At 53.3% G+C, this 25,455-nt stretch carries 28 protein-coding genes; 23 read left to right on the top strand and 5 right to left on the bottom strand.

The features are described from left to right. The first annotated feature begins 178 nt into the window (after window positions 1-178). The 11 genes from ACFVTB_RS16005 to add all read left to right on the top strand — a co-directional run bounded on the left by ACFVTB_RS16005 (window position 179) and on the right by add (window position 12,198). Window positions 179-1,324 carry a BMP family ABC transporter substrate-binding protein gene (locus tag ACFVTB_RS16005; protein WP_387750911.1) on the top strand — a complete coding sequence of 382 codons (1,146 nt, stop codon included), beginning with the start codon at window positions 179-181 and terminating at the stop codon, window positions 1,322-1,324. Between the two features lie 88 nt (window positions 1,325-1,412). Beyond that, window positions 1,413-2,981 carry an ABC transporter ATP-binding protein gene (locus tag ACFVTB_RS16000; protein WP_387750908.1) on the top strand — a complete coding sequence of 523 codons (1,569 nt, stop codon included), beginning with the start codon at window positions 1,413-1,415 and terminating at the stop codon, window positions 2,979-2,981. Then, the gene (locus ACFVTB_RS15995) at window positions 2,978-4,090 is read left to right on the top strand and encodes an ABC transporter permease (protein WP_387750905.1); all 1,113 of its coding nucleotides are present in this window, start codon (window positions 2,978-2,980) and stop codon (window positions 4,088-4,090) included. The genes ACFVTB_RS16000 and ACFVTB_RS15995 overlap by 4 nt, the downstream gene beginning before the upstream one ends. 15 nt (window positions 4,091-4,105) lie before the next feature. Beyond that, entirely contained in the window at window positions 4,106-5,035 is a 930-nt protein-coding gene (locus ACFVTB_RS15990) for an ABC transporter permease (protein WP_387750902.1), read from the top strand. A gap of 66 nt (window positions 5,036-5,101) precedes the next feature. Further along, window positions 5,102-6,013 (top strand): FAD binding domain-containing protein, encoded by a 912-nt coding sequence (locus tag ACFVTB_RS15985; protein ID WP_387750900.1) that lies wholly within the window; start codon window positions 5,102-5,104, stop codon window positions 6,011-6,013. Between the two features lie 9 nt (window positions 6,014-6,022). Further along, entirely contained in the window at window positions 6,023-8,314 is a 2,292-nt protein-coding gene (gene pucD, locus ACFVTB_RS15980; RefSeq protein ID WP_387750898.1) for a xanthine dehydrogenase subunit D, read from the top strand. Continuing rightward, window positions 8,307-8,864 carry a (2Fe-2S)-binding protein gene (locus ACFVTB_RS15975; protein WP_387750895.1) on the top strand — a complete coding sequence of 186 codons (558 nt, stop codon included), beginning with the start codon at window positions 8,307-8,309 and terminating at the stop codon, window positions 8,862-8,864. The genes pucD and ACFVTB_RS15975 overlap by 8 nt, the downstream gene beginning before the upstream one ends. After that, window positions 8,827-9,321, top strand: coding sequence for a 2-oxo-4-hydroxy-4-carboxy-5-ureidoimidazoline decarboxylase (uraD, locus tag ACFVTB_RS15970; RefSeq protein ID WP_387750892.1), 495 nt, complete (start codon window positions 8,827-8,829; stop codon window positions 9,319-9,321). The genes ACFVTB_RS15975 and uraD overlap by 38 nt, the downstream gene beginning before the upstream one ends. 32 nt (window positions 9,322-9,353) lie before the next feature. Then, window positions 9,354-9,722, top strand: a complete 369-nt coding sequence (gene uraH / locus ACFVTB_RS15965) for a hydroxyisourate hydrolase (RefSeq protein WP_387750890.1) — start codon at window positions 9,354-9,356, stop codon at window positions 9,720-9,722. Window positions 9,723-9,801: 79 nt separating this feature from the next. Then, complete coding sequence (allC, locus tag ACFVTB_RS15960; protein WP_387750887.1) at window positions 9,802-11,058, top strand: allantoate deiminase; 1,257 nt, start codon at window positions 9,802-9,804, stop codon at window positions 11,056-11,058. Window positions 11,059-11,145: 87 nt separating this feature from the next. Then, window positions 11,146-12,198 carry an adenosine deaminase gene (gene add, locus ACFVTB_RS15955; RefSeq protein ID WP_387750885.1) on the top strand — a complete coding sequence of 351 codons (1,053 nt, stop codon included), beginning with the start codon at window positions 11,146-11,148 and terminating at the stop codon, window positions 12,196-12,198. Between the two features lie 301 nt (window positions 12,199-12,499). Here the strand turns inward: add and ACFVTB_RS15950 are convergent, their stop codons facing one another. Beyond that, complete coding sequence (locus ACFVTB_RS15950; RefSeq protein WP_387750882.1) at window positions 12,500-12,865, bottom strand: hypothetical protein; 366 nt, start codon at window positions 12,863-12,865, stop codon at window positions 12,500-12,502. A 149-nt stretch (window positions 12,866-13,014) separates the two neighbouring features. On the opposite strand from ACFVTB_RS15950, the gene ACFVTB_RS15945 reads away from it, so the two are divergent. Beyond that, on the top strand, window positions 13,015-13,380 hold the full coding sequence (locus tag ACFVTB_RS15945) for an ArsR/SmtB family transcription factor (protein ID WP_387751413.1): 366 nt from the start codon (window positions 13,015-13,017) through the stop codon (window positions 13,378-13,380). Window positions 13,381-13,473: 93 nt separating this feature from the next. On the opposite strand, the gene ACFVTB_RS15940 is transcribed toward ACFVTB_RS15945, so the two are convergent. Next, window positions 13,474-14,106 (bottom strand): acyl-CoA thioesterase, encoded by a 633-nt coding sequence (locus tag ACFVTB_RS15940; RefSeq protein ID WP_387750879.1) that lies wholly within the window; start codon window positions 14,104-14,106, stop codon window positions 13,474-13,476. A 123-nt stretch (window positions 14,107-14,229) separates the two neighbouring features. Between ACFVTB_RS15940 and ACFVTB_RS15935 the strand changes: the two genes are divergently transcribed. The 4 genes from ACFVTB_RS15935 (at window position 14,230) to ACFVTB_RS15920 (ending at window position 16,868) form a co-directional block, all read left to right on the top strand. After that, complete coding sequence (locus ACFVTB_RS15935) at window positions 14,230-15,123, top strand: LysR family transcriptional regulator (RefSeq protein ID WP_387750876.1); 894 nt, start codon at window positions 14,230-14,232, stop codon at window positions 15,121-15,123. Window positions 15,124-15,232: 109 nt separating this feature from the next. Beyond that, complete coding sequence (locus tag ACFVTB_RS15930) at window positions 15,233-15,730, top strand: metallophosphoesterase family protein (RefSeq protein ID WP_387750873.1); 498 nt, start codon at window positions 15,233-15,235, stop codon at window positions 15,728-15,730. A gap of 82 nt (window positions 15,731-15,812) precedes the next feature. Continuing rightward, complete coding sequence (locus tag ACFVTB_RS15925; RefSeq protein ID WP_387750870.1) at window positions 15,813-16,532, top strand: metallophosphoesterase; 720 nt, start codon at window positions 15,813-15,815, stop codon at window positions 16,530-16,532. Between the two features lie 63 nt (window positions 16,533-16,595). Beyond that, complete coding sequence (locus tag ACFVTB_RS15920; protein ID WP_387750867.1) at window positions 16,596-16,868, top strand: HesB/YadR/YfhF family protein; 273 nt, start codon at window positions 16,596-16,598, stop codon at window positions 16,866-16,868. Between the two features lie 143 nt (window positions 16,869-17,011). On the opposite strand, the gene ACFVTB_RS15915 is transcribed toward ACFVTB_RS15920, so the two are convergent. The 3 genes from ACFVTB_RS15915 to ACFVTB_RS15905 form a co-directional block, all read right to left on the bottom strand. After that, window positions 17,012-17,653 (bottom strand): metal-dependent hydrolase, encoded by a 642-nt coding sequence (locus ACFVTB_RS15915; RefSeq protein ID WP_387750864.1) that lies wholly within the window; start codon window positions 17,651-17,653, stop codon window positions 17,012-17,014. A gap of 95 nt (window positions 17,654-17,748) precedes the next feature. Then, on the bottom strand, window positions 17,749-18,069 hold the full coding sequence (locus ACFVTB_RS15910) for a hypothetical protein (RefSeq protein WP_387750862.1): 321 nt from the start codon (window positions 18,067-18,069) through the stop codon (window positions 17,749-17,751). Between the two features lie 209 nt (window positions 18,070-18,278). Further along, on the bottom strand, window positions 18,279-19,247 hold the full coding sequence (locus tag ACFVTB_RS15905) for an arsenic resistance protein (protein WP_387750859.1): 969 nt from the start codon (window positions 19,245-19,247) through the stop codon (window positions 18,279-18,281). A gap of 108 nt (window positions 19,248-19,355) precedes the next feature. Here ACFVTB_RS15905 and ACFVTB_RS15900 point away from each other — a divergent pair, with 108 nt between their 5' ends. The 7 genes from ACFVTB_RS15900 (at window position 19,356) to ACFVTB_RS15870 (ending at window position 25,407) form a co-directional block, all read left to right on the top strand. Beyond that, window positions 19,356-19,547 carry a DUF4177 domain-containing protein gene (locus ACFVTB_RS15900; protein ID WP_387750857.1) on the top strand — a complete coding sequence of 64 codons (192 nt, stop codon included), beginning with the start codon at window positions 19,356-19,358 and terminating at the stop codon, window positions 19,545-19,547. A 186-nt stretch (window positions 19,548-19,733) separates the two neighbouring features. After that, window positions 19,734-20,762 (top strand): NAD-dependent epimerase/dehydratase family protein, encoded by a 1,029-nt coding sequence (locus ACFVTB_RS15895; protein ID WP_387750854.1) that lies wholly within the window; start codon window positions 19,734-19,736, stop codon window positions 20,760-20,762. Between the two features lie 157 nt (window positions 20,763-20,919). Beyond that, a complete protein-coding gene (locus ACFVTB_RS15890) occupies window positions 20,920-21,357 on the top strand; it encodes a hypothetical protein (RefSeq protein WP_387750851.1) in 438 nt (145 codons plus the stop codon). Window positions 21,358-21,669: 312 nt separating this feature from the next. Continuing rightward, window positions 21,670-23,202, top strand: a complete 1,533-nt coding sequence (locus ACFVTB_RS15885) for an ABC-F family ATP-binding cassette domain-containing protein (RefSeq protein WP_387750848.1) — start codon at window positions 21,670-21,672, stop codon at window positions 23,200-23,202. Between the two features lie 143 nt (window positions 23,203-23,345). Further along, entirely contained in the window at window positions 23,346-23,480 is a 135-nt protein-coding gene (locus tag ACFVTB_RS15880; RefSeq protein ID WP_387750846.1) for a hypothetical protein, read from the top strand. A gap of 231 nt (window positions 23,481-23,711) precedes the next feature. Then, entirely contained in the window at window positions 23,712-24,191 is a 480-nt protein-coding gene (locus ACFVTB_RS15875) for a DUF6530 family protein (protein WP_387750843.1), read from the top strand. A 1-nt stretch (window position 24,192) separates the two neighbouring features. Further along, complete coding sequence (locus ACFVTB_RS15870) at window positions 24,193-25,407, top strand: MFS transporter (protein WP_387750840.1); 1,215 nt, start codon at window positions 24,193-24,195, stop codon at window positions 25,405-25,407. Window positions 25,408-25,455 lie beyond the last annotated feature (48 nt).

Raw genomic sequence — 25,455 nt, 5'->3', positions numbered from 1 at the left:
TATCTGAGTAGGGGTGAATGCACTAGAAAGTGCATCGTGCACAATGGACTTCATGGAATTTGGAGCCTTCGACCAATTTAATGTTAAGTATATTTACACTTATGTGACGCGTTAGTATAGTTTAGCTACGTCATGGAGGTTCGTCGTGATGAATATATAGAGGGTCGGGTGGAACGATATGAAACTTTTGAAACGCACATGGACAGCGGGTTTGACGTTGCTGCTCGTGTCCGCGCTGCTTTTGGCCGGATGCGGCAACGGAAATGGGGGAGCGGAGACGAACGCGCCTTCAAGCAGCCCTTCCGGAGACGCGGCAACGGAGATACCGAAAGCTTTGCCGAAGGTCGCTTTCGTGTACATCGGGCCTCCGGGCGACGGCGGATGGACGTTCGAGCACGACAACGGCCGAAAGTACATGGAAGAGAAGCTCGGCATTAAAGCTGATACGGTTGAGAATGTGCCGGAAAATGCCGATGCGGAGCGTGTGATCACCGAGCTTGCGCAAAACCACGATATCGTGTTTACGACAAGCTTCGGCTACATGGACCAAACGTTTAGTGTTGCGCAGAAATTTCCGAACGTGAAGTTTATGCACGCGGCTGGCTACAAGACGGCGGACAATATGGGCACTTATTTCGGAAAAAATTATGAAGCGAGCTACTTAAGCGGCATTGCGGCGGGACGCATGACCAAGTCGAACATTATCGGCTATGTGGGCGCCTTCCCAATACCGGAAGTCATTTATAACATAAACGCCTTTATGCTAGGTATTCAAAGCGTCAATCCTGATGCCAAAGTGCATGTCGTATGGAGCAATACGTGGTACGATCCAACGGCGGAGCGCCAGGCGGCTATCAGCCTGCTCGATAAAGGAGCGGATGTGCTGCTGGCCTATCAGGACTCTCCGGCAACACTGCAGGCCGCGGCCGAACGGGGGGCAATGGCGGGAGGCAACGATTCCGATATGTCGAGATTCGCGCCTGAGGCATACTTGACGAATCCGACCTGGAACTGGGGTCCTTACTACACAAAGGTAGTCCAATCGGTCATCGACGGCACGTGGACGAACGAGCAATACTCCGGTTCGATGGCGGACGAAATGGTCGGTCTAGCTCCGTTCGGCACAAACGTTCCGGACGATGTGAAGAAGCAGGTGGAGGACGCGAAAGCGAAAGTACTGAGCGGCGAATTCCAAGTGTTCACCGGTCCGATCGTCGACGCCTCCGGTCAGACGAAGGTAGAAGCGGGCAAAACGCTTACGCTGGATGAAATTCTTGCGATGAATTGGTTCGTCAAAGGCGTAGAAGGAACGATTCCGAAATAAACGACGGGTTATAAAAGATTGCCGACAAATCCCTTGGAAAAGGGATTTGTCGTTTATCGGCCGCCTCATTGCTTGCGCGTTGGGGGGGATGGCCAGGAACGGATGGGAGGGGTGGCAAGTGAGCGAAATTTATTCCGTTGTTATGGATCGGATCGTCAAACGGTTTGGGACGGTAACAGCCAACGACCGCGTCGATTTTCGGGCAAAGCCCGGTGAAATTCATGCGCTTCTTGGCGAGAATGGAGCCGGCAAAAGCACGATGATGTGTATGCTGTCCGGTGTCTACAGGCCGACGAGCGGTGAGATTTATATTCACGGTCGGCCGGCGCACATCCGTTCTCCGAAGGATGCCATGAAACTGGGCATTGGCATGGTATTTCAAAACTTTCGGCTTGTACAAAATTTGACCGCGGCCGAAAATATTGTACTTGGCGAGAAATCGTCGTTCTGGCGCGGACCCGGTTGGATGAAGAAAAAGCAAGAAGAAATCGCAGCGATTGCGGAGCGGTACGGACTGCCTTTCCCGATTAATCGCCCGATCTGGCAGCTATCGGTAGGCGAGCAGCAGCGTGTGGAAATCGTTAAGACGCTGTATCGCGGCGCGGATTTGATCATTTTGGACGAACCGACCTCCGTCCTTACCCCCGGTGAAGCGGAGCAGCTGTTCGAGACGCTGCGCCACATGAAGGAGCAAGGCAAGACGGTCATCATTACGACCCATAAATTGAAGGAGGTTATGGCCGTTTCGGATCGCATCTCCGTCATGCGCAAAGGAAAAATGATGCATACGCTGGAGACATCATCCACGAACGAGCGTGAATTGGCAAGGCTGATGGTCGGCAAAGAACCAGCGCAAGTCAAGCCGCTGGAAAGCCGTTCGCCCGGCAAGCCGCTGCTTGTGGTCGAGCGGCTGGACGTCTACGCCGATCATGGGCGAAAGGCGCTGGACGGACTTTGTTTTCAAGTAAGGGAAGGCGAGATCGTCGGTATAGCGGGCGTAGCTGGCAATGGACAGAAGGAGTTGGCCGAGGCGCTGGCGGGCTTGCGGGCTTGGCGAAGCGGAACGATACGATTCGGCAGTGAGGAACTAAAGAACGGCTCCGTACGCGGCGCCATCGAGGCAGGCATTTCCCATGTACCGGAAAATCGGATGAAGAGCGGCCTCGCCGGCAGCCTTGGCATCGTCGACAATTTATTATTCAAATCGTACCGTACGCAGGAAAGAGCGCGTTTCGGCTTTCTACGGACCGGTGCTAACAAGTCTTGGTCGGAGCGGCTGGTTGAACAATTCGATGTTAAAACGCCAGGCTTGGACACTCCTGTCCGGCAGCTGTCAGGCGGCAACCAGCAAAAGCTTTTATTTGCAAGAGAAATTGAGCAGGACCCGCGGCTCATGATTGCGGTTCACCCGACGCAAGGGCTTGATGTCGGTGCGACAGATGGCGTACAGCGACTGCTGACGGCTATGCGCAGCGAAGGGAAAAGCATTTTGCTCATTTCCGAGGATTTGGACGAAATTATGCAGCTGTCCGACCGTGTCCTCGTCATTTACAACGGGCAAATTACTGCCGATTTGGCGAGAGGGGAAGCGAATCGCGAGCGGATCGGCATGTATATGGCAGGCATTCGCGACGGCGGAGAGGAGCGGGCGGTATGAGCGACCATTCGGCAACACCGCCTATAACGGCGGAAAAAACGGCAGCAAGCAAGCGAACTCTCCCGTTTCGCATTGAGCTGGACCCTTCGCGGAAGGAAAGTCCGTGGTGGATGACCATCGTTTCCGTACTGCTGGCTTTGCTGTTTTGCGGTGTTTTTATCGCTGCAAACGGGATGAATCCGGTTACGGTATATGCCAAAATGTTCACCGGCGCGTTCGGCACTTCTTTCGGCCTGACGGAAACGTTAGTCAAAGCGATACCGCTGCTGCTTTGCGGCATCGGCGTTGCGATCGCCTACCGGATTTCGGTCTGGAATATCGGGGCGGAGGGGCAGTTTGCGGCGGGCGCGATGGCTGCAACGGCGGTCGCCGTTTATTTTCCCGATATGCCGCCTTATTTAACGATTCCCGTCATGGTGCTCTTCGGCATCGTGGGCGGCGGGCTATGGGGCTTGCTGACAGCGATTCCGCGCACCTATTTTCAAGTAAACGAGCTGATTACGTCGCTGATGCTTAATTACGTGGCTCTGCTGCTGCTCAACTATTTTGTGTTCGGACCGTGGAAAGATCCGAAAGGGATGAATTTCCCCGGCTCGCCGATGTTTACGGCAGAGCAATCCCTCCCCGTATTCGGTGATACGAGGCTGCATTTCGGCCTTGTGTTCGCTCTTGCCGGCGTCTTGCTGTACGCTTTCCTGATCCGCTATACCAAATGGGGCTACGAGCTGAGACTGATCGGGGCCAATCCGGAAGCGGCGAGGAACGCGGGCATTCCGATCAACAAGCACATCCTGATCGTTATGATAATTAGCGGCGCGATGGCCGGTCTAGCCGGGATGAGCGAAGTGTCCGGCGTGACGCATCGGCTTATGTACGGCATTTCCCCTGGGTACGGCTATACAGCGATAATCGTTGCATGGATCGCCAAGCTGAACCCGTTCGGACTGATCGTCTCCGCGTTTTTGTTCGGCGGATTAATTGTCGGCGGCTACAGCGTGCAAACGATCGGATTGCCTTCGTCGACCTCCTCGATGATTCAAGGTGCGATTCTGTTTTTCCTGATCGCGGGCAATATGGCTGGCAAATTCCGAATTCGGAGAAACGGTTAGAAGGGGCGGGCTAAGATGGACTTTATCGTACAATTACTGGTCGCCGCCGTATCATCGGGCACGCCGCTCCTGTTCGCAACGTTAGGCGGCATTCTGATTGAGCGCTCAGGCATTATTCAGTTGGGCGCGGAAGGCTTGATGCTGATGGGCGCGGTGATCGCCTGCATGACCTATTTGAATACGGGCAGCCTTGGCCTAACGCTGGCAGCCGCTTGTGTGGCAACGGCGGCGCTCGGACTGCTGCACGCGTTATTATGCGTAACGCTGAGAGCTAATCAAATTGTCAGCGGGCTTGCTCTGACGTTGTTTGGTACCGGGCTTAGCGCTTATCTGGGCAAGCCTATTACGGGACAGCCGGTAAACGGCGCCGTGCCGAAGCTCGATATGCCATGGCTGGAGCCGGTGCCTGTGCTCGGACCGATCTTTGCCCATCTCGATATGCTGACGTGGCTTAGCCTGCTGCTGGTCGTTGCTATGCATCTGTACATTCACCGTACGTCGCTGGGGCTTCATTTGCGGGCAATCGGCGACAATCCGCCAACGGCGGACGTCATGGGCATTCGGGTACAGCATTTCCGCTATTTGTATGTCGGGGTAGGCTCGATGCTGATCGGATTGGCCGGCGCTGATCTTCTGCTCGTCTACACGCCGACTTGGACGGAAGGCATGACGTCCGGCAGAGGCTGGATTGCCGTGGCGCTCATTATTTTTGCGAGGTGGAATCCGGTGCGGGCTTTGTTCTGCGCCTACTTCTTCGGAGCACTCGATACGCTAGGCTTCCGCATTCAGCTGATCGGCAGCGAGATTCCTCCCTATTTCTTAAAAATGATTCCTTATATCGTCACTATTCTTGTACTGATGTTCCTCGGCTGGCGTAATCGCAATAAGCCTTCCGGAGCGCCTGAAGCGCTCGGCAGCCCATATATCCGGGAACAGCGCTTTTAATTGAATGTCGATTTGCGGCCACGAAGGCTTGACGCTGAATAGAAGGTTTATAAAGGAGGGATTGCTGTGGCTGCTCCTGTGCAACCTGTAACCGTCTATCCCGAGGTACTCCAGCCGAAAGATGCGGCAGAAGCCTGGAAGCTCAAGCGGTATTTCGGAGACTCCGCGGCCTACGTCGCAGGCGGAACGCTGCTGCGAACGCAGTGGGAGTCCGGCCTCGTCGCTCTCCCTCGGCGTATCATCGATTTGAGCGGTATCGCCACCTTGCAAGACATTCGGGAGGAGGAGGGCGGGGAAATCCGCATCGGCGCTGTGGCTAACTTGGCGCTGTGCCGCAGCCATTCGCTGCTGCAAATGCGTTATCCGCTAGTTACGGAAGCGGCGCACGCGATTGCTGCACCGTCTATTCGGCAATTAGGGACGATTGGCGGGAATGTGCTGTCGGCGGTCGGAGATTCATTGGCTGCTTTGCTTGTGTACGAAACGATGCTGCATTGGCAGGAGGGCGAAGCTGAAACGGTCGAGACGCTGGCCGATTGGCTGGAGACGGCCTCTATGAGAGCGGACCAGAAAGATCGGCTGCTGCTCGGCATAACGCTGCCGAAGCAGCCTCCATTATCGAATGCAAAGCGAATAGTCGCTTATCATAAAGTTGGCCGGCGCGAGGCTTTTACCCCGTCCGTCGTGACTGTTGCCATGAGCGGTTACTTGGACGAGGATGGATGCTGGAGGCAAGTGCACATTGCGGCGGGAGGCGGGCAAACGGCGCCTCGCCGATTGACGGAAGCGGAGCTGACGGCAGACGGCAGGCAAGCGTCTTCCAGGCAACTGTTGGCCGATGTGAGCCGCATTGTGAACAAAACGTTCGAACCGGTCGGCGATTCGCTCGTATCGGCTGAATATCGCAGACGAGCAGCAGCTAATCTGATTGTATCCGAGCTGTGGAAAGCGTCCGGTTCATTTAATAAGGAAGGGTAGGGGATCGGCATGCTGCTTAACCGCGAGAATAGCGGCACCAGATGGCGAATACGGCCGGATGGGCCGGATAAAGTGAAAGGCGCTCTCGTCTATTTGACCGATATGTCGCTGCCGGGCATGTTATACGGACGCGTCTTGCGCAGCCCGCATCCCCATGCGAAAATTTTAGCCATACGAACCGATAAGGCGGAATCTTTGGAAGGCGTGGCCGCGGTATTGACGAGCAAGGATGTGCCTGGGCTGAACCGGTTCGGCATTGCTCATCCCGATCAGCCGGTCTTTTGCGAGGACCGCGTCCGATATGTAGGCGATGCGGTAGCCGCCGTCGCGGCAGCTACCGCCGAGCTGGCGGAGCTCGCGCTTGGCCTGATCGAGGTCGATTTCGAGCTGCTGGAAATCGTCGACGATCCCGAACGCTCGCTGCAGCACGATGCGCCGCAGTTGCATTCTCAAGGGAATGTGCTGCATCGCAATAATCACAATGCCGGCGATGTGCGGCAGGCGTTCGACTCTTGCGCTTATATTGTGGAGGAAACCTATGAAACGCCCAGACAGATGCATACCTACATGGAGACAGAGGGCGGCTTGTTCGTCCCGGAGGCCGACGGCCGCTTGACGGTATACGCGCCGACGCAGCACGGTTTAATGGACCGGATGCAATTAGCACGAATTCTGGATTGGCCGGAGACGGATATTCGCGTCGTTTCCAGCCCGATCGGAGGATCGTTTGGCGGTAAAGATGAGCTGAACGTTCAGCCGTATGGCGCGCTGCTCGCACTGCGCACGAAACGTCCCGTCCACATTCATCATTCCAGATGGGAATCGGTGCGGGCCGGGCTGAAACGTCACCCGATGAAAATTGCGATGAGAACCGGAACGGATACGAACGGAAGGCTGATCGCGCACGAAGTGCGCATCCTTGCAGATACGGGACCGTACGCTACGCTCGGCGCCGAGGTGCTTAACTTTGCTGTCGAGCATGCAATTGGTCCATATCGGTACGGACATGTGAAAGTGGAAGGAATATCTGTCTTTACGAATAACGGAATGGCGGGAGAGTTTCGCGGGTTCGGAGGCAACCAGGCTATATTCGCTCTGGAAGGCCAAATCGACCGGCTGGCGGAAAAGCTCGGCATCGATCCATGGGAGCTGCGCCTTCGCAATCTGCGGGAGCCGGATGATCCGGGGCCGTTCGGCCAGAAAATAGCGGCGACGGAAGGGGCGAAGCAAGTTTGGGAGGCGTTGGCGGCAAGCGGTCTATGGCAGAACCGCAATTCGTCTGACGAATCTGGTGGCGTTGAACCATGGATCAAAACCGGCGTCGGTGCGGCGTTTACGATGCATGGCGCCGGTCTTGGCGTCGGCATCCCGGATCCGGCAGGCGGTCGTCTCACACTGAACGCGGATGGACGAATCGAAGCCGTTTTCGGCTATGAGGAGTTTGGCCAAGGTTTAATTGCGTCGCTGACGCAAATGCTGATGGAGCAATTTCATTTGGCGGAGTCCGACATCTTGATCCGTATTGGCGACACCGATATCGTTCCGGACAGTGGGTCGACAACCGCTTCGCGGGCAACCAGCATGATGTGGAAAACGCTGCAGCATTTGCGCCCGCCATTCGAGGATGCGATGCTGACGGCGGCCGAGCGCCTGACGGGTGTTCCCAAAGAGCATCTGAGGCTTGGCGGAGGAGGGGTTTGGCGCAAGCTTGAGCCGGAGCTGGTTATCGATTATGCGGAGCTTGCGTCCGCAAGCGACGAGATGATCAGTTGTTCGACCCGGTTCCATTTTCCGACTTCCCCGTTTGATAAGGTCGGTGCACACTTTTTGTACACCTATTCAGCCGTTGCTGTAAAATTAAGCGTCAACCTGCTGACCGGCAGAGTCGCCGTATTGGATCAGTTCCATGCGGTCGCAGCAGGGCCCATCGTCAATCCGCAAGGTTATCTTGGACAAATCGAGGGCGGCAGCAGCATGGCCATCGGGTTTGCGCTGTCTGAGGACGCCAGAATGGATCGCGGGCAATATGTGACGAAGAACCTCGATACTTACTTGGTGCCGACCATTGCGGAGCATCGGGGAAGTATACAGGTTCGGGCGATTGAGGAGCTTCCTGACGGCGACGGCTATGGTCCGCGCGGAATCGGCGAAGTAGGGTCGGTTACAGTGGCGCCCGCCATCGCAGCCGCTATCTTCGAAGCGACTGGCGTCAGAGTATCGAAGCTGCCCGTCGATCCGGGACAGCTGCAAGCGGAAGACGCGGCGGCACTTCTGATACAGGCGGGTGAAAGTGATGCATAGGAATGAGAAGCAAGGGGCCGCAGCGGCGCAGGTTGCAAAAGCTCCGATTTATTGCGAAATTAATACTATTCCGGTCGAGTTGACGGCAGCGCCCTCGAAGCGGCTGCTCTTGATTTTGCGGGAGGATTTAGGGCTGACCGGAACAAAGCGTTCGTGCGAAATCGGCAGATGCGGCGCCTGCATGGTGCTTCTCGACGGCGTTCCAGTCAATTCCTGTTTGCTGATGGCTTATCAATGCGAAGGGAAGCAGATTACGACGATTGAAGGCGTCGCTCCGCAAAGCGAAGAGGGGACAGACGCGATACAAAGAGCGTTTCTGCTGGAAGGCGGTTACCAATGCGGATACTGTACGCCGGGAATGATTCTGTCGGTAAAGGGCTTGCTGGACGGAAATCCGAGTCCGACCGACGAGCAAATCGAGGAAGCGCTATCGGGCAATATATGCCGCTGCACCGGTTATGGAGGCATTAAACGAGCGGTAAAACAAGCAATTGAATGGAGGAAGGCTGAACTTGAAGCTAATCGAACTGAACGAGATGAACCAGAATGAATTTACAGAGGCGCTCGGCGCCATTTTCGAACATTCCCCTTGGGTAGCTAATCAAACTTGGCCGAAAAGACCGTTTGCAACCCGCGAAGAGCTGCATGAAGCGATGATCGAAACGGTACGCCATTCAGATCCGGAAAAGATTGTAGCATTTCTTCGGCAGCACCCCGATTTGGGGACTCGCATAAGCATGGCCGAATATTCCACGAAGGAGCAGCATGGCGCCGGTCTGGATCAGCTATCCCCGGACGAGTTCGAGCGCTTTGCCGAAGCGAACAGGAGGTATACGGAGAGATTCGGCTTTCCATTCATCTACGCCGTTCGCGGCAAGGGCAAAAATGATATTTGGTTATCGCTCGAGCAGCGAATCGGCCAAGAGCGCGAAGAGGAAATTGCTGAGGCGCTGCGGCAGATCAGCCGGATTACCGGTTTCCGGATCAGCGATTTAGTAGTGGATTAGCGGCTGTCTGTCATGGAGAGGAGAGCAGGGCGATGGGGGGAAGAATTACGACGCATGTGTTGAGCTTAAGCTCCGGAAAGCCGGCCGTCGGCGTAACGATCGAGCTTTGGCGGCTGCCGGAGAGCATGGAGTTGGGCGCGACGCTGCAAGCTGCATCGGTTACGAACGGCGACGGACGGCTGGATGCGCCGATTGCCGAAGGTGAGGCGTTGATTCCGGGAGAATACGAGCTAGTTTTTGACATCGGCGAATATTTTCGCGGCGAAGGGAAAGGGCAGGACTGTTCAGAGCTATTTTTCGAGCGCATACCGATTCGTTTCCGAGTCGGCAGCGGCGGTGAGCATTATCATATTCCACTGCTGGTCGCGCCGGGAGGCTACAGTACTTATCGCGGAAGCTAGCAGCTAGCAGATCGAATCCAATTCGTGCGACTCTTCAAAAAAAAGAGGGTGCCAAAGGACAAGGAAGGGAGCTGACGGCATGCGAGCGCCAATGAAACGGGATGCGGCGGCCTTTGTGTGTGAACTGCTGGAAGGATTAGCCCGCTTTGGCGCCGAGGAGGGCGGCGGCGTTACTCGGCTGCTTTATTCCCCGGAATGGCTGAAGGCTCAGCACTATTTGGCTGAGAAGATGGAGGGTCTCGGCCTTGATGTCTATTTCGATCGCGTAGGCAATTTGATCGGCCGCATGGAAGGAACATCCTCGCGAGATCCGGTCGTCCTGACTGGCTCTCATATCGATACTGTCCGCTTCGGCGGACGGTACGACGGCGCATACGGGATTGCCGCAAGCATTGCCGCAGTGACTTACTTGCAAGAAACGTACGGACAGCCTGTCAAAACGGTAGAAGTCGTCTCTTTCTGCGAAGAAGAGGGCAGCCGGTTTCCGTTAACGTATTGGGGATCAGGCAATATGGTCGGCAATTACGATTGGAGCAATGGAGAGGCCGTATTCGACGGAGATGGCGTCAGCTTGGCGGAAGCGATGGCGGCAGCCGGTTTCGGACGTCCGGAGCAGCCCGCGGCATGTCGAGTCGATATCGGCGCCTTTGTCGAAATTCATATTGAGCAAGGACCTGTCCTAGAGAAGCAGCGCAAACGAATCGGCATCGTGGAGACGATTGTTGGACAGCGCCGATATGCAGTAAAAGTGCAGGGCGCAAGCAATCATGCCGGCACGACGCCGATGAGCCTGCGGCGCGACGCGCTGGCCGGCGCGGCCGAAATGATTCTGCAGCTGGAAGCCGACGCGTTGCTGTACGGCGAACTGCTTGTTGCGACTGCTGGGCGCATCGATTGCGCGCCGAACGCGCCGAATGTTGTGCCCGGCTCCGTCGGCTTTACGGTCGACGTCAGGCATGCTGACGAAGCAACGCTATCCGATTTTTGCGAAATGATGCTCAGTAAATTCAAGGAAATGGCGCAATGGCGCGGACTTGAGCTGCAAATCGTGCCATGGCTGACTGCGAAGCCTGCGCCTATGCATGCCGGGCTGAGCGGCATGGCGGAACGCATTGCCCAGGATTTGTCGCTGCCGAACCGAAGAATGGTCAGCGGCGCCGGTCACGACGCGCAGCTGTTCTCTTCGTTATGTCCGACGGCGCTGCTGTTCGTTCCGAGCCAAGCGGGCGTCAGCCATTCGCCGGACGAATATACGTCGCCAGAGGAGCTGGCCGATGGCGTATCCGTGTTGGCCGCTTTGCTTTACGAGCTTGCCTACGAAGGCAAACGATCTTGAACGAGAGGGTTAAAAGAGTTAAATGTGCAAGGGCGTTTCAGGTCAAACGGGCATGCGGCTTTACGCACAGGAAGGGGGGCGGCCAAGTTGGACGAACAGATATGGGCTAAATTGAAAAGGTTGCCAAAAGTCGATTTGCATGTGCATTTGGACGGCAGCGTATTGCCGGAAACAGTACGCGAGCTAGCTCGGCAGCAAGGAAAACAGCTTCCCCTCGACGTCGGCGGCGGTTTGACGCCATGGATGCAAATTGGAGAAAGCTGCGGCAGTCTGCGCGAATATTTAAGTAAATTCGATTTCGTACTGCCCTTTTTGCAGATAGGAGAAGCATTGAAGCGCACAGCTTACGAGGTTGTTCAGCAAGCGGCCGAGCAGCGATGCCTGCATGTCGAAGTCAGATTCGCTCCTATGCTGCACACAAGAGAAGGGCTTTCGCCCACGGAAGCGGTCCGCTGCGTAACGGAAGGGCTGGCGTTAGGCGAGCGCCGATTCGGCATATCGGCGAGAGCGATCATAATCAGCATGAGAAGCGATTCGTTCGAGCGCAATATGCAGGCGCTGGAAGCCGCCTATGCTTACTTCGGGCGGGGCGTGGTCGCCGTCGATCTGGCGGGCGACGAAGCGGCTTTTCCGCCGGAGCGCCATCGCCCGTTGTTTGAGGCGGCGAGGCGATACGGGATGCCGGTTACGATCCATGCCGGAGAAGCGGCAGGCGCCGCCCATGTGCGTGAAGCGATCGAAGGACTCGGAGCGAGCCGCATCGGCCATGGCGTGCGCATTGCTGGCGACGACGAGGTGATCGAGCTTGTCAGGAAGAGCGGAACGCCGCTCGAGTTATGTCCCATCAGCAATATTCAGACCAAGGCGGTCAATGGCTGGGACACTTACCCGCTCAAAGCCTTTTTAGACGAAGGAATTGTCGTGACGGCTAATACGGACAATATGACGGTATCAGGCACCAACATGACGCTCGAATACGCGATGCTGATGCAGCATTGCGGCTTGACGATGGAGGATATCGCTGTTCTTATTGCAAACGGGGCCGAAGCGGCCTTTCTGGAAGGGGCAGAAAAGCAGATGCTGCTCCAGCAAATTCATCATGGGCTGAAGGCGGAAGGGCTGTCGCCGGGGAGCGCCTAATTGGTTTCGGTCGGCAGCTGACACGGCGAGTGTAGGCTGCCGGGTTAAGAGGCTGCGGCGAATGCTGCATCTTCTGAGCTTAACGGTGATCAGCAGAACGCAGCAACAGCAACTAAACGGAGAAGAGGCCACAACAAAAGAGGTCACAACGAAAAAAGCCACAATGGAAAAAGGCTGTAACGAAAAGACCGAAACGAAAGACCGGAACGAAAAGACCGGAACGAAAAGACCGGAACGAAAAGACCGAAACGAAAAAGGCGCGTGATCGCGGTCGCGGTTGCCTTTTTCGTCTCGGTCTTTTTTATTGAATCGGGTTTGCAGTTTGTTTGCCGAGAACTGTCTTTCCGTCCTTGTCGACATAGACGACAAGCGGTCCTGTCCCCACCGTCTCCGTATGATGAAATGTAACCTCATAAGCTTCTTTACCAGCATGCGTATCGCCAAGCAGCGAAACGAGCGGTCCATTAACAGATACAATCCGAATGTCCGAGTCCTTTGGCGACGCGATGATCCGGTCCTTCTCTTCATCAGACAAGCCGTCGAAGGCGACGAGCTCAACGGGCACATCGCGCGTCCCGCCAATAAACCATTGCGGTACGGCAAGCAGAAGAAGACCGAACAGCATGGCGGCGGCGCCAATTGATGCGAGCGCGGTTGTTTTATTCAAATGAGCCCTCACCTTTCTCACTAATAGCTTCTCATTATAAGACACTTATTATTATGAACGGAACAATGCGCCCCGAGGTTGCACCGATTCGAACATGCAAAGGCTTTTCTGTTATAATAACGGAGAAGAGCGTAAGGTGGTGATCCGACATCGATAAAGCAGTGGAAGAATTATGCGACGGCAATTGTGCCGGCACGGAGCCGGATCGAACGAAAATCGAAAAGGCGCAGGTCGAGGAAGGAACGGCTGCGGAGCTCGCGGAGCTGTTCAAAGCGCTAGGCGATCCGACTCGGGTAAAAATGATTTACGCGCTGCTCGAACAGGAGCTTTGCGTGCACGATCTGTGCGTCGTTCTTGATATGGCGCAATCGGCAGTATCGCATCAGCTCCGTTACTTGCGTAACGTCAGGATCGTGAAACGGCGCAAAGTCGGCAAAACGGTTTATTATTCGCTGGACGACGACCATGTGAAGGAAATATTCGTCCAGACGCTTCAGCATTTGCAGCATCATTAGCGCGCTGAGGCCGCAAATAAAAAATCCTCCGTTCCGCGGAAATATCCGCCGGATGGAGGATTTACGGTTTAAGGGCGATGACCGCCGCTATCGTTACCATTCACTGCTCCAGGCAGCGGCATAAGCGCTGTACGCATCGGAGGAATGGATCGGGGCGTCCGTCTCTTCAGGAAAAGCGTCATTGTTGCTGAAATTTTCTACGGTGCCAAGATCGGTCGTTTGAAGGTTTTCCTCTGTGCTGTGACGGCGCGAAGCCAAGCGGGCGTCGATTGTTTTAAACAACGTGATTTCTTCCTCGGTCTCGGGAAGCACCTGCGGAACGAAGGCGGGCTTACCGTTGGCATCCATGGCGATGAATGTACGGAAGGTAGCCGCACATAACGTTTGCTTGCCCGTTCGCCAATCCTCGGTGAAGCTGCGAACGTAAACTTCCATCGTACTGCGGTTGGTCCAGGTTACGAAAGCGGTCATGCTGAACGAGTCGCCAAGACGAATCGGATTTAGACAATCAATGGGTTCGTCCGACGAGGCCGATACCGGCAGGCCGGAGTGGCGGAAGGCTGTTTTTTCAGCAATTTCATCCATGTACGCAGTCAGCCGATCGCCGGTAAGCAATCCGCTTTGGTTCGTGTCAGGAGGCAGCACGATCGACGCTTTCTCCGTCCGCGAATCGCTTGCGGGCTTGGCGCTGGGCCTCCATTGCTGCATGTAAGCTTGTATTGTCATGCTGTTTGCTCCTTTCGAAGTATAATGAGCCATATTAAACGTTTTTGAACTATGAGTAAAATACATATTTCGCATTGTTTTCATTCCTTTTGTCTATAACTAATAGAAAGGAGAATGGAGCGCATGGATATCCGTCATTTAAGGTACTTCACGGCAGTCGCCAAGCACGGCAGCTTCACGAAAGCGGCCGATGCGCTGCATGTCAGCCAGCCGACGTTGTCGAAAATGGTTAGGCTGCTGGAAGAAGAGCTGGGCTGCACGTTGTTCGACCGTTCGGCCAAAGCGATACGATTGACCGATGCCGGCCGAACGATAGTGCAAGCCTCACAGCAAATTTTAAAGTCGGTCGACCATATGGCGGATGAGCTGGGCGATCTAATGAAGCTTCGTCAAGGCTCGATCAGGCTGGGCGTTCCGCCGATGATCGGCGCTCATTACGTCGCTTCGATTATCGAAAGCTTTCGTCTGCATTATCCGCAAATTAGACTTGAGCTTATCGAAAATGGCAGCCGGGTTGTCGAAGCGCAAATCGAAGAAGGCGAGCTCGATGTCGGATTTATTTTAACGCCGGAGCAGCCGGACCGGACATTTGCCGGGTATGAGGTGGCGGAGGATCGAATGATGGCGGTGATTGCTGCGGACCATCGCTTGGCGAATCACGAGACAATTGAGCTTGGCGAGCTGGCGGAGGAGCCGATGATTATGTTCAAGGAAGATTTCAGGCTTCGGCATCTCGTTCAGGATGCATGCAGAGAAGCGGGGTTTGAGCCAAAAACGGTGTTCGAAAGCGGGCAGTGGGATTTCATTGCCGAGATGGTGGCGGTAAGGCTCGGCGTGTCGCTTATGCCGGAGAAGCTGTGCGGCATGCTGCGGCAAGATCGGTTTGCCATTATTCCGCTATATCCGCAAACCGTCAGATGGCGGTTATCGCTTATTTGGAACGCTGAGCATTACTTGTCTTACGCTGCCCGGGAGTGGATCGATTTCGTGCATAGAAACGTGCGCGGGCAAACCTAGAAGCAAGATGAGTCTGCGTTCGAAAAATACGCAGGTCCTGCATTGTTGATCAGGCGCCTCCGCCCATGTAAGATGAAGAGAGGAAGATGCAGGAAAGGAGCGGATGCCGATGAAAATCGTTGTCGTTGCCGATACGCATATGCCTAGAAGCGCTAAGGCGCTTCCAAAGCGGCTCGTAGCGGAGCTGTCCGATGCCAAGCTCATTTTGCATGCCGGAGACTGGACGTCGGAGGAGGTTTACCGCGAGCTTGCCCGGTATGCGCCGGTTGAGGGGGTCGCGGGCAATAATGACGGCGGCGAACTGGCCAAGCGGCTGGGCTTCTCCAAAATCGTCCGTTGCGGCGGATTCAGGATCGGGCTGACGCATGGTCATTTGCCTAATCCGAAAAGAACCGCACTGCGCAACGCGTCTCTCGCGTTCTCGCCGGACGAGGTCGACGCAGTCGTGTTCGGCCATTCGCATATTCCATTGCTGAAGAGGGAGAACGGACTGCTGCTGTTCAATCCGGGTTCCCCGACGGCAAAGCGGCGACAGCCGCAATATTCGTTTGGCATTTTGCAGACGGGAGAGCAAGGACTGAAGGCGCGTCATATTTTTTTCGATTAATCGCGATTAGTGCGGGAAGGCGGCGGCTGACATCATCTATTTCATCTTACTGGCGTTGATAGCGGCTGCGGTTTATCTGTTGTTGATCTGGCCTACGCAGTGGTTGAAGACGGAAAGAATACGCGTTGATGCGGGACTGGGTTTCAAGGCGCTGCATTTAAGCGATCTGCATGTGGAAAAAATAAGGGTGAGCGCGGAGAAGGTCAAACGGCTGATCGAGCTGGAAAAGCCCGATTATCTTTTTATTACTGGCGATTTCACCCAACAGAGCAAAGCGCTGTCCAAGGCGAGAGACTATATGCGCGTAATCGGGGAAGCGGGCGTGCGGACTTACGCTGTGCTGGGCAATCACGATCATCGGCTTCCTGCGAGCGATTTGAAAAGGCTGAACGATTTGCTGACAAAGGAAGGCGTCACGGTGCTGAATAATCGCTGCGTCGATCTCGGAGAATTTCAGCTTGTCGGCATCGACGACTTGGGGAGCGGTAAAAGCAATATTAGCAAGGCATATCGCGGGGTCGATCCTGCGAAGCCTGTCATTGTACTGACCCATAATCCGAATCTCGTCCTGAAATTGCGCAAACGGTACGACCTGCTGCTCGCAGGTCATTTTCACGGCATGCAGTTTCATATTCCATGGCTGTTCCGATTTGTGAAGAAAGGCGATTTGCCTGCAAAAGGAATCTATAAAGGGTTGCATTCGGGAGAGTACGGACGCTACTATATATCAAAAGGGATTAGCCAGGCGGGACCCAATGCCCGCTTTCTCGTCAGAAGCGAGGCTGCCATTCTCGAATTGTAGAGCTAGACAACCGCAAATATAAAGAAGGCTGGAAACGGCCGTATAGAAGCAGGAGGGATTGGCATGAAAATGAACGTAACGACCGCGGCTACAGCTCGGTTTAAGGAAGATTGGGGATTCAAGGCGGAGGACAGCGTGCGGATTTTCGTTCGTTACAGCGGCGGAGGCGAGGACGCTTTCTCGTTCGGCATCATGAAAGACACGGCCAGGTATCCTGCCGTCAGCACTATGCAAGAGGGCATTCATTTCTATATGGAAGAGAACGACGCCTGGTATTTAGACGGGAAGGATTTAACGATCGACCTGCGTGACGATCGCATTGTTTTTGTAAAATAATTTTGCTGCCTGCCGGAGCGTCTTGCTCTGTGCAACTTTATAAAAAACGCTGCTCGCCGGCGGTCCGGATTTTGTGAACCGGACTGTCGACAGCAGCGTTTTTTGTGTGACGCCCAGACGCCAGACAATTGGCCTCTGTGCAGCTACGGCAGCTTGATCGATTTTTTTATAAGCGGATAAAACCATTTCACGCCGCTTGGCGTAAGCGAATCCGCAATAAGGTGCGACAAATAGCCAAGCATGGCGACCCTCATAATGCCGGGCATCTGCAGTTGTTGCTCCAGTCCGTATGCGATAGCGGTCCAGAGTAGAACCGCCCACAACGTATGCGTCATTCCCCGGTGCTTGAGCCAAGGCGCCCAAGCGACGAAAAGGCCAAGCCCCATTAGCCACTCCATACCAAGACTGACGCCTCCGAACAGCAGACTGGCGCCGACGATGGACACGAGCGCGTTGCGGATCGCTCCTTGCTTCGCAAAAAGTCCGGCCAGCAAGGTCGATACCGCAAGCAGGGAAAGCGGAAGATTAAAGTAATCGTCCGCGACGTAAAGATAGACCGCCGTTCCGGTCAGCACCCAGCCTCCTCCTTGCAGAAAACCATAGAGCAGCTTGGACAGCTTGGTAAGCTTCGAGCTGAGCATGCTCGGACCGTCCAAATCAGGGCTTAAAGCGGACACCGCCGCTACCGCCATGTAAGCGGCTGCGTTCATCGGACTGAACGGGTAGGTTACCGCGGCCACTGCGCCGATCGCAAGGCCAATGGCCAAATGCGTAGAGCCTTTCATATTTCCTCCTGTGACTGACGATGCAGCATTGTCAAACGTATGTTCGCCTAACGATTATAACGGATGCGTGCCCTAGGCACAAGCGAACAGTATGATTATTGTGAAGACCGGCGTTTGGCGGCGCGTATTTTGTCGATCTCTTCGGTGACCGCGAAAGCCAACTCTTCGTTGCCGAATAAAGACAGCACCGTTAGTACCGTATCATCGTCAATTTCAGCAGCCTCTCCCGGCGGCACGGTTTGAGCAATTGCTTCTTGAAGCGCTTCATTAGCTGATTGGCGAGGGTAAGCGTGAGCGTAAAGCTCCACTGGATCGATTCGCTGGTTCACACACCATTGCGCGAAGACAAGAATCATCGTTTGCTCGTCCCGGCGGTAGTTGTCGATTATCATTTGCTCGCGTTCTCTTGCATTCATTGCGGAATCTCCTTCTCTGCGATAGTATCGATTATTATAGCATGGGATTTTGTTGCGATGGGATATGGCGATGGAATGACCGTTTCGAAGGGGGACAACGCTAAAGCCTAACAACGACGCAAACCGCCGTAAATAATGAATCCGGTTGCCAACGAAGGAAGCAGACTGCTCCTGCAAAGGCAACCGGATTGAGTTTTTCAGAGCTGGATTCAAGTGCGGTCGGGCCAAATTTTGCGGGGAATCCAACGAATATAGACGAGCTCGGCAACGATTTCAACGATCGTTTGCGTCACAATAACAGCCGCGACCAAGCTGCTTTCCGATGCGGGCAAAGCGAGAGCCAACGGAAGCACAACGAGCGAATTGCGTGTTCCCGCGCTGAAGACCAGCGCCCTTCCGGCGCCATCATCCAGCCTCGCGAGCCTCCCGGCGAACCGCGCGACAAACGGCATGATTGCCATAAAGGCGATGTAAAGGGGAACGGTTTGAGCTACAAGCGACCAACTATCGTGCAACTTGCCAATTTGCGTTGCGACCATCAAGAATAAAGTCAAAGCCATCAGTGGGACAGGCAGCCATGCGGAGATTTCTAGCCATTGGCCTCCGGCATTAGGCGTTCGCGACGCCCAAAGCTGCGCCAGCAGCGCCAGTGCCAACGGAAGAACGATAATCAGTACAAACGCTTCCGCGATGGGACCTGCGGAGAATAGCTTCGCAGCCTCTTTGCCCATGAACAGCCAAAGATAGAAGGGCAGAGCAACGAGCTGCGTAACGAACAGAATAGGGGTCGAGACGAGCATTAATCGTTCATTGCCTTTGCCGAGCTGGGTAAACACGATGACATAATCGATGCACGGCGCCAGCAGCACGAGCAGAACGCCCAGCAACAGCGGCGAGTCCGTCGGGAGAAAGCGCGTCAGCCCATAAACGACGGCCGGCACAACGGCGTATTGTACAAGCAGCAGCACAGCGATGAATCGTTTGTTCGCCAGCGCTTCTTTTAAACGCAAAAATGGAATTTGCGAGAACATTCCGTACATTAAGACCGCCAACACAAATGTAATTCCGCTTTCCGCATTGGCGAAGAATTCCGGCAGCAGCAAACCGACGCCCGCTGCAACGAGCAGCGTTGCTATGTAAATGGGTACCTGCCGGCGTTCCATTGTTTCTCTTGTCATTTCATCCTTCCTTTCTGCGATGTTATCAAAATATAAGAATCAATTACTTTAGTCAATACGTATATTTAATAGGTGATGATTTCAGTACATAGGGAGGGGGAATACGACATGTATGAATACACTTTCGTAGAAACATCGCTAGGAGGTTTTTTTAGCGACGCTACGCACGAGGAAACGATTGTCGAGTACGCCAAGGAAGGATGGCGGCTTGTGCAGGTACTGCCGACCCGTTACAACGGACACGGTAAACCGACAGAATGCCAGATTATTTTCGAGAGGCCCGTTCCAGAGCAGCAGTAAATCTCCCTCGCAGCAAAGCCGGCAGGTCGCATTTAGACCTGCCGGCTTCATGTTTTATTTGACTATGTTCAATATGATTTGACTTAAAGTCGACTTTAAGGCTTAAAATTATTTTTGAAAAGATATAGTCGCCATGTTCATGACATATTAACAACATTCAGTTTTGTTGAGAGGAGATCGGTAAGAATGGAAAAGAACGATAAGATCGTTATTATTGGGGTAACAGGTTATATCGGCGCATGGATTGCTAAAAAGTTAACAGATATGGGTTATACGCAAATTGTCGGAACGTATCGAAATGAAGCAAAAGCACAACAGCTTCAATCCATGTTGCCGAATGTGAGCTTTTACAAAGCAAACTTGAGTGAGACGGAAAATTGGCATGAAGTGCTGCGTGAAGCGAAATGGATTTTTAATCAGGGGAGTGCCTCCAATCCAAACGACAAAACCTTTAAGGATAGAGGCCGGACGAAAGAAAAAGGAATCCGCATGCTTTTACAATTAGCCGTTGAATCGGGCAGTGTCAAAAAAATCGTGCACACCACTGCAGAGTCAACCATTGCTTATGGCAACGAAGATCCAGCCAAAACGACGTTTACCGAGGATGACTGGACCAATGAAAACAGGGAAGGCTTGTTCGACCACAATATGGTTTCAAAAACGATGGAAGAAAAAGCAGCCTGGTCGTTCATCAACTCCAATGAAAATACATCAAACATCATCATGACAACGATCCACCCTACGCATGTGATGGGACCAAGCTTTGTCCCTTGGCACAATGATATGATTTATGCCATGCTTCGCGGCGACAGAGCTATGGCAGACTCGCAATTATATGGGGTTGATGTGCGCGACGCAGCGGCAATGAATATTGCGTTGATGAAATCGGATGCAGCAAATGGAAATCGCCATTTCGCTTCTGGTTTTAAATCAACATACTCTACTGTCTTAAATTTGATTAAAGAACAATTTACGGATGAGCAAATTAATATCGTGTTAGGTGCAGCTGCTCGAATCATACCTGGAGATGACGCGGCGGATATATTGGCCCACTGTCATTCAACATCATACTATCAAGATATGGTGCCTCGTATGTTAAACCGCGTAGTGTACAAGACTAACCATCCAGAAGCGTACGCGTATGAGTATACAGAACCGAATACGACAGTCATACAAGCCATGGAAAAAATGTTGAAGGACAAAAACGCAAGATAACAGGTTCATGCACAAAAAGTGTAGCTTTCCTATTGCGGAAGGATACACTTTTTTTTCTTATCCAGGAAAACCCTCACAAACATCACTCAATACGGTAGCGGCGGGGATTAAGCAACCTTTCGAGTAAAGAAAGCGTTTGAGTAGGAAAGGAGTGGTAATGATGCGCTTCGCGCGAAAGAAATGGATAGTGGCAGCGGCTGGCTTGACGCTCGCGGCAGCCATCGTTTTGCTTACCGTCGGACTGGACAAGAAGCTCGATTTGTTCAACTTCCTCAGCGGATTTACGGTCGTCGTCGACAATCAGTCGGATGTCGATTTACTCTCTCTGGAGACCGGGTTGATCGCTGGCGCATCTGACGGCAATATAACAGAGGGAGAATCGAGAGATCACCACGAGGGCGTGCAAAGCGGAAGGAAGATAAAGATTAAACCGAATTTGCAGCTGTCCGGAGAGGGAGCCGTTTACTTGAAATGGACCGATGCCGAAGGAAATTCGACTATTCGCGCCGTTTGCTCCTACACCGAGTATTTGTCCGGACATGCCAAAGTTATCGTAAAAAATGGTGAAGCAACGGTTGAGCAAAAATGTTATTAGCGATATAATGGAAGGGAAACAATAATTTAACGAAAAGGTGGAAAGAGATATGTTCTTTTTGTCGACTGTTCTTTGCCGGGTGCAAGGTTAAAACGGGATAGGTCTGCCCATTTTTAACTACTGCCAACCGAAGAACAGCGATTCCAAAGAACAAATCCGGCTTCCGCTTATAAACGGGTAAGGCGATGAGTTCGCCTTGCCCGTTTTTTTATAGGTGAGATCCGAATAACTAAATAGAATGACATATGATCTGATCTGAATCGCCGGTCTCTCGGTTGGCTTCGTCATGAAGTCAATAATGGAGAGATAAGAATGAGTATTGTAACGATCGAGCATTTAACCCATACTTTCGGGGACAAACCGCTATTTCAAGGCGTATCGTTCCGAATCAATCGAGGAGAACATGCCGGGCTTGTCGGCAGCAACGGAAGCGGCAAGTCGACGCTCCTTCGCATGATGGCGGGCGACTATACGCCTGACGCTGGCACGATTGAATGGCTGCCGGGCATCCGCTTCGGCTTTTTACGGCAGCATGCGGAGCTTCGAACGGGATTGACGATGAAGCAAGTTCTGCGAGAAGCTTTCTCGCAGCTATATAAGATAGAGGACCAAATGCAGCAGCTGGCCGAAAGCTTTTCCAAAGAAACGGTGCAGCTGGAGGAGAAGCTCGCGAAGTTCGGGGAGATGCAGCATACGCTGGAACGGTCTGGGTTTTACGAGCTGGACGCCAAAATTGAAGAAGTCGCTGCCGGGCTTGGCTTGCACGAGATTGGGCTCGAGCGGGACGTTGCCACATTAAGCGGCGGACAACGGACAAAGCTGCTGCTTGGACGGCTGCTGCTGGAAAAGTCCGATGTGTTGCTGCTGGACGAACCAACGAACTACTTGGACGAAACGCATATCGATTGGCTAGCCGCTTATTTACGTAAGCTTGAGAATGCCTACGTCGTCATTTCCCACGATGAAACGTTTTTGAACGAAGTGACAGGAACGATTTTTCATTTGGAGCATCGCCAAATAAAAAGATATAGCGGCAGCTTTCGCGCGTTCCGAGCAATGTACGAACAGAGCAGGCAGTTGACGGAGGCAGCTTACGAGCGCCAACGGCATGAAATCGAGCGATTGGAAGGATTCATTCAGAAAAATCGAATTCGGAAAGCGAAGCAAGCGAAAAGCAGAGAGAAGCGGCTGGAGAAAATGGAAATCATCGAGCGTCCAAATGCCCTGTCGAAACCGCGCTTCGATTTTCCTGCGATAGTGGAGCCCGTACCGAAGGTGATGACGGCGAGCGATTTGCGCATCGGTTATTCGGAGCCGCTATTCGCTGCGCGCCAGTTGCAAATTAACCGAGGCGATAAAATTGCTATCACAGGCAGCAACGGAATCGGAAAAACGACGATGCTCCGTACGCTTCTTGGCCTGCTGCCGCCGCTTGGCGGGACCGTGCGGCTCGGCGAACGCGTCGAAGTCGGCTACTACGCGCAGGAGGATACGGCGTCGGGATTGGCTCCGTTGGATATGCTTTGTGCACTCCGTCTCGATTTGACGCAAAAGGACATTCGCAAGACGCTTGCCATCGCCGGTCTGAAGGAGGAGCATATCCGCCGCCCGATGCGAACGCTTAGTGGTGGTGAACAGGCGAAAGTGCGGCTGGCCGAGCTGATGCTGGGAAAAAGCAATGTCCTCGTACTCGATGAACCGACCAATCATTTGGACGTACCTGCTAAAGAAGCGCTGTCCGAAGCGCTTGCCTCTTATAAGGGAACTATCCTGCTCGTGTCGCATGAACCGGCTTTTTATGAAAAGTGGGTGACGCATGTATGGCGAGCGGACGATTGGCGATAAGAGCGAGCGGGACGGCAGGATGTTGTATCCGCCTAAGCCTCTTACTGTATACGGTTCATGCCAAATGGATAGAAATTATTCGCTGCCGTTCGTGAATGAGGCAGAGCGAACAAGCTTATGCTATCCGGTGGAGGTGAATTTCCATGGCTGGACGAAACAATAAGCCCGATAATGACGGACCTTCGGCTTCTCCCTCGAGGCTAGACCAGTACGGTGACAAGCTTGCGGAAGATACGAGCGAGAAGCCGGCAAAGAAAAGCAGCGATAAGACGTGCTAACTCGTTACTGGGGCAGCTGTTGACGATTTAAAACGAAAATTTTCATTTTGTGCACCGAGAGGCGCCGGTATAAAAACCGGCGTCTTTTTTGTATGCGACCATTTTACTGTGGTGGGGCTAGAGAAAAGCCCCTTGACAGAGAGTAAGCGAGAAAGTTATGATGATTTTGCTTGTTAGTAATTTAGTAATTTAGTAAATTAGTAAAACGAAAATAAGGGGGTCATCCAAACAATGAAAATTCCAACGACGCTGAAACATAAACCAGTTATCGTATCGGAAAATTATGAGCAGGTTGACGGACATTATGCCGGTCATACGGACGCCAAAGGGCTGTCGCTGGGACTGGCGCAGTGGAACGATCGGGGCAAACTCGATATTTCCGCTAAAGTATGGCGGTATACGGGCGAGAAGTGGTCCCGCCAGTCTGAGGAATTGCCGCTGCATCGCGTACTTGACTTAACGATTCTTATTGCGCGGTCTATGGCGCATTTTCGTGAAGCATATCGTAATGCTGATCTATACGATCCGGAGAATCCCGTTATAGACCGTATCGGTCTCCAAGGCGATGCGATGACGGTATCGGTTTGTACCGACAACGACAAAATCAAAGAAGATATGAAGCTGTTCAGCCAGGCACTGAGCGATGACGGCGAATTGATTGGTGAACGCCTTCACGTGATTTCGACTATTTTAAAAGATATGGGGTATTAACATGTTTTCTAATCGATACGTACGAACAATAATGATTTCTCGGGTACTGCTTCAGCTCGCGATTTGGGTACGGAACTTCGCGGTGCTGCTGTACGTTACCGACCTTACTAACAACAACTCTCTATATGTTTCGCTAATTTCGGTTGTTGAATTCGGTCCGATTTTCTTGTTTGCCATTATCGGAGGGGCGTTTGCCGACAGATGGCGTCCGAAGCGCACTATGGCATGGAGTGATTTGCTTTCGGCCCTGTCGGTCATCGCCGTTTTAATTGCAGTTCTGAATGGAGAATGGATTGCGCTCCTAATTGGAACATTCGTTTCCGCCAGCTTATCGCAATTTTCACAGCCTTCGGCGATGAAGCTGTACAAACGGCACGTCTCGGACGAACAATTGCCGGCGGTTATGGCGCTCTCGCAGACGCTGGTGGGTATTTTTACGGTGATCGGGCCGATGATCGGCGCCGCCATATATTTGCGGTACGGCATCGAAGCTTCGCTTTGGTTAACTGTTGTATTGTTCTTAGGTTCTTCGTTAGTATTAACTATGCTGCTGAAAGACTTGGCGGAGCCAAAGGCAGGGCGTGGACGTTCCATTTTTAACGATATGGCTGAGGGCTTGCGTTATATCCGTGCCAGCAAACCGCTGCGGACGCTTGGTTCTACGTTTGCCGTATCTGGACTCGCTATCGGTCTGATCCAGCCGCTTGCAATCTTTATCGTGATGGAAAAGCTGGGCCAGGACAAAGCCTACTTGCAATGGTTTATGATGGCGAATGGGGCTGCAATGCTAGTCGGAGGCGCGCTTCTGATGAATATCGCCAAAAAAGTGACGCCGCAGTCGCTGCTTGCTATTGGCTTGCTGGTCAGCGCGGTTTGCACGATTGGGGTTGGAGGCTCGGAAAGCTTGATTCTGACGTTTGTGCTTCAAGCGGTCAGCGGTCTCTTTTACCCTTGTATCCAGGTCGGCATCCAGACGATGCTGATGCGCAATACCGAAGGGCCCTATATCGGGCGGGTGTCCGGAGCGATTATGCCTATATTTATGGGGATGATGGTAATTGGCATGATGGCCGGCGGATTGTTCAAAAACTTCTCTTCGTTATTTATTGTCTATACGGTTAGCGGTTGTTTGCTAGTAGTTGGGGCAGCATTATTGCTACCGGTGCTGTCGAAAAAGCCTCAGTCGCCGGAGCTTAGCAGTACTCGATCGATTTGACGAATGGAAGTGAGGCGGGAACGGACAGATAATGCTGCTGCCTCAGAG

The organism is Paenibacillus sp. NPDC058071 (assembly GCF_042885235.1).
GTDB lineage: Bacteria > Bacillota > Bacilli > Paenibacillales > Paenibacillaceae > Pristimantibacillus.
This window is presented reverse-complemented; position numbering and strand designations above follow the sequence as displayed.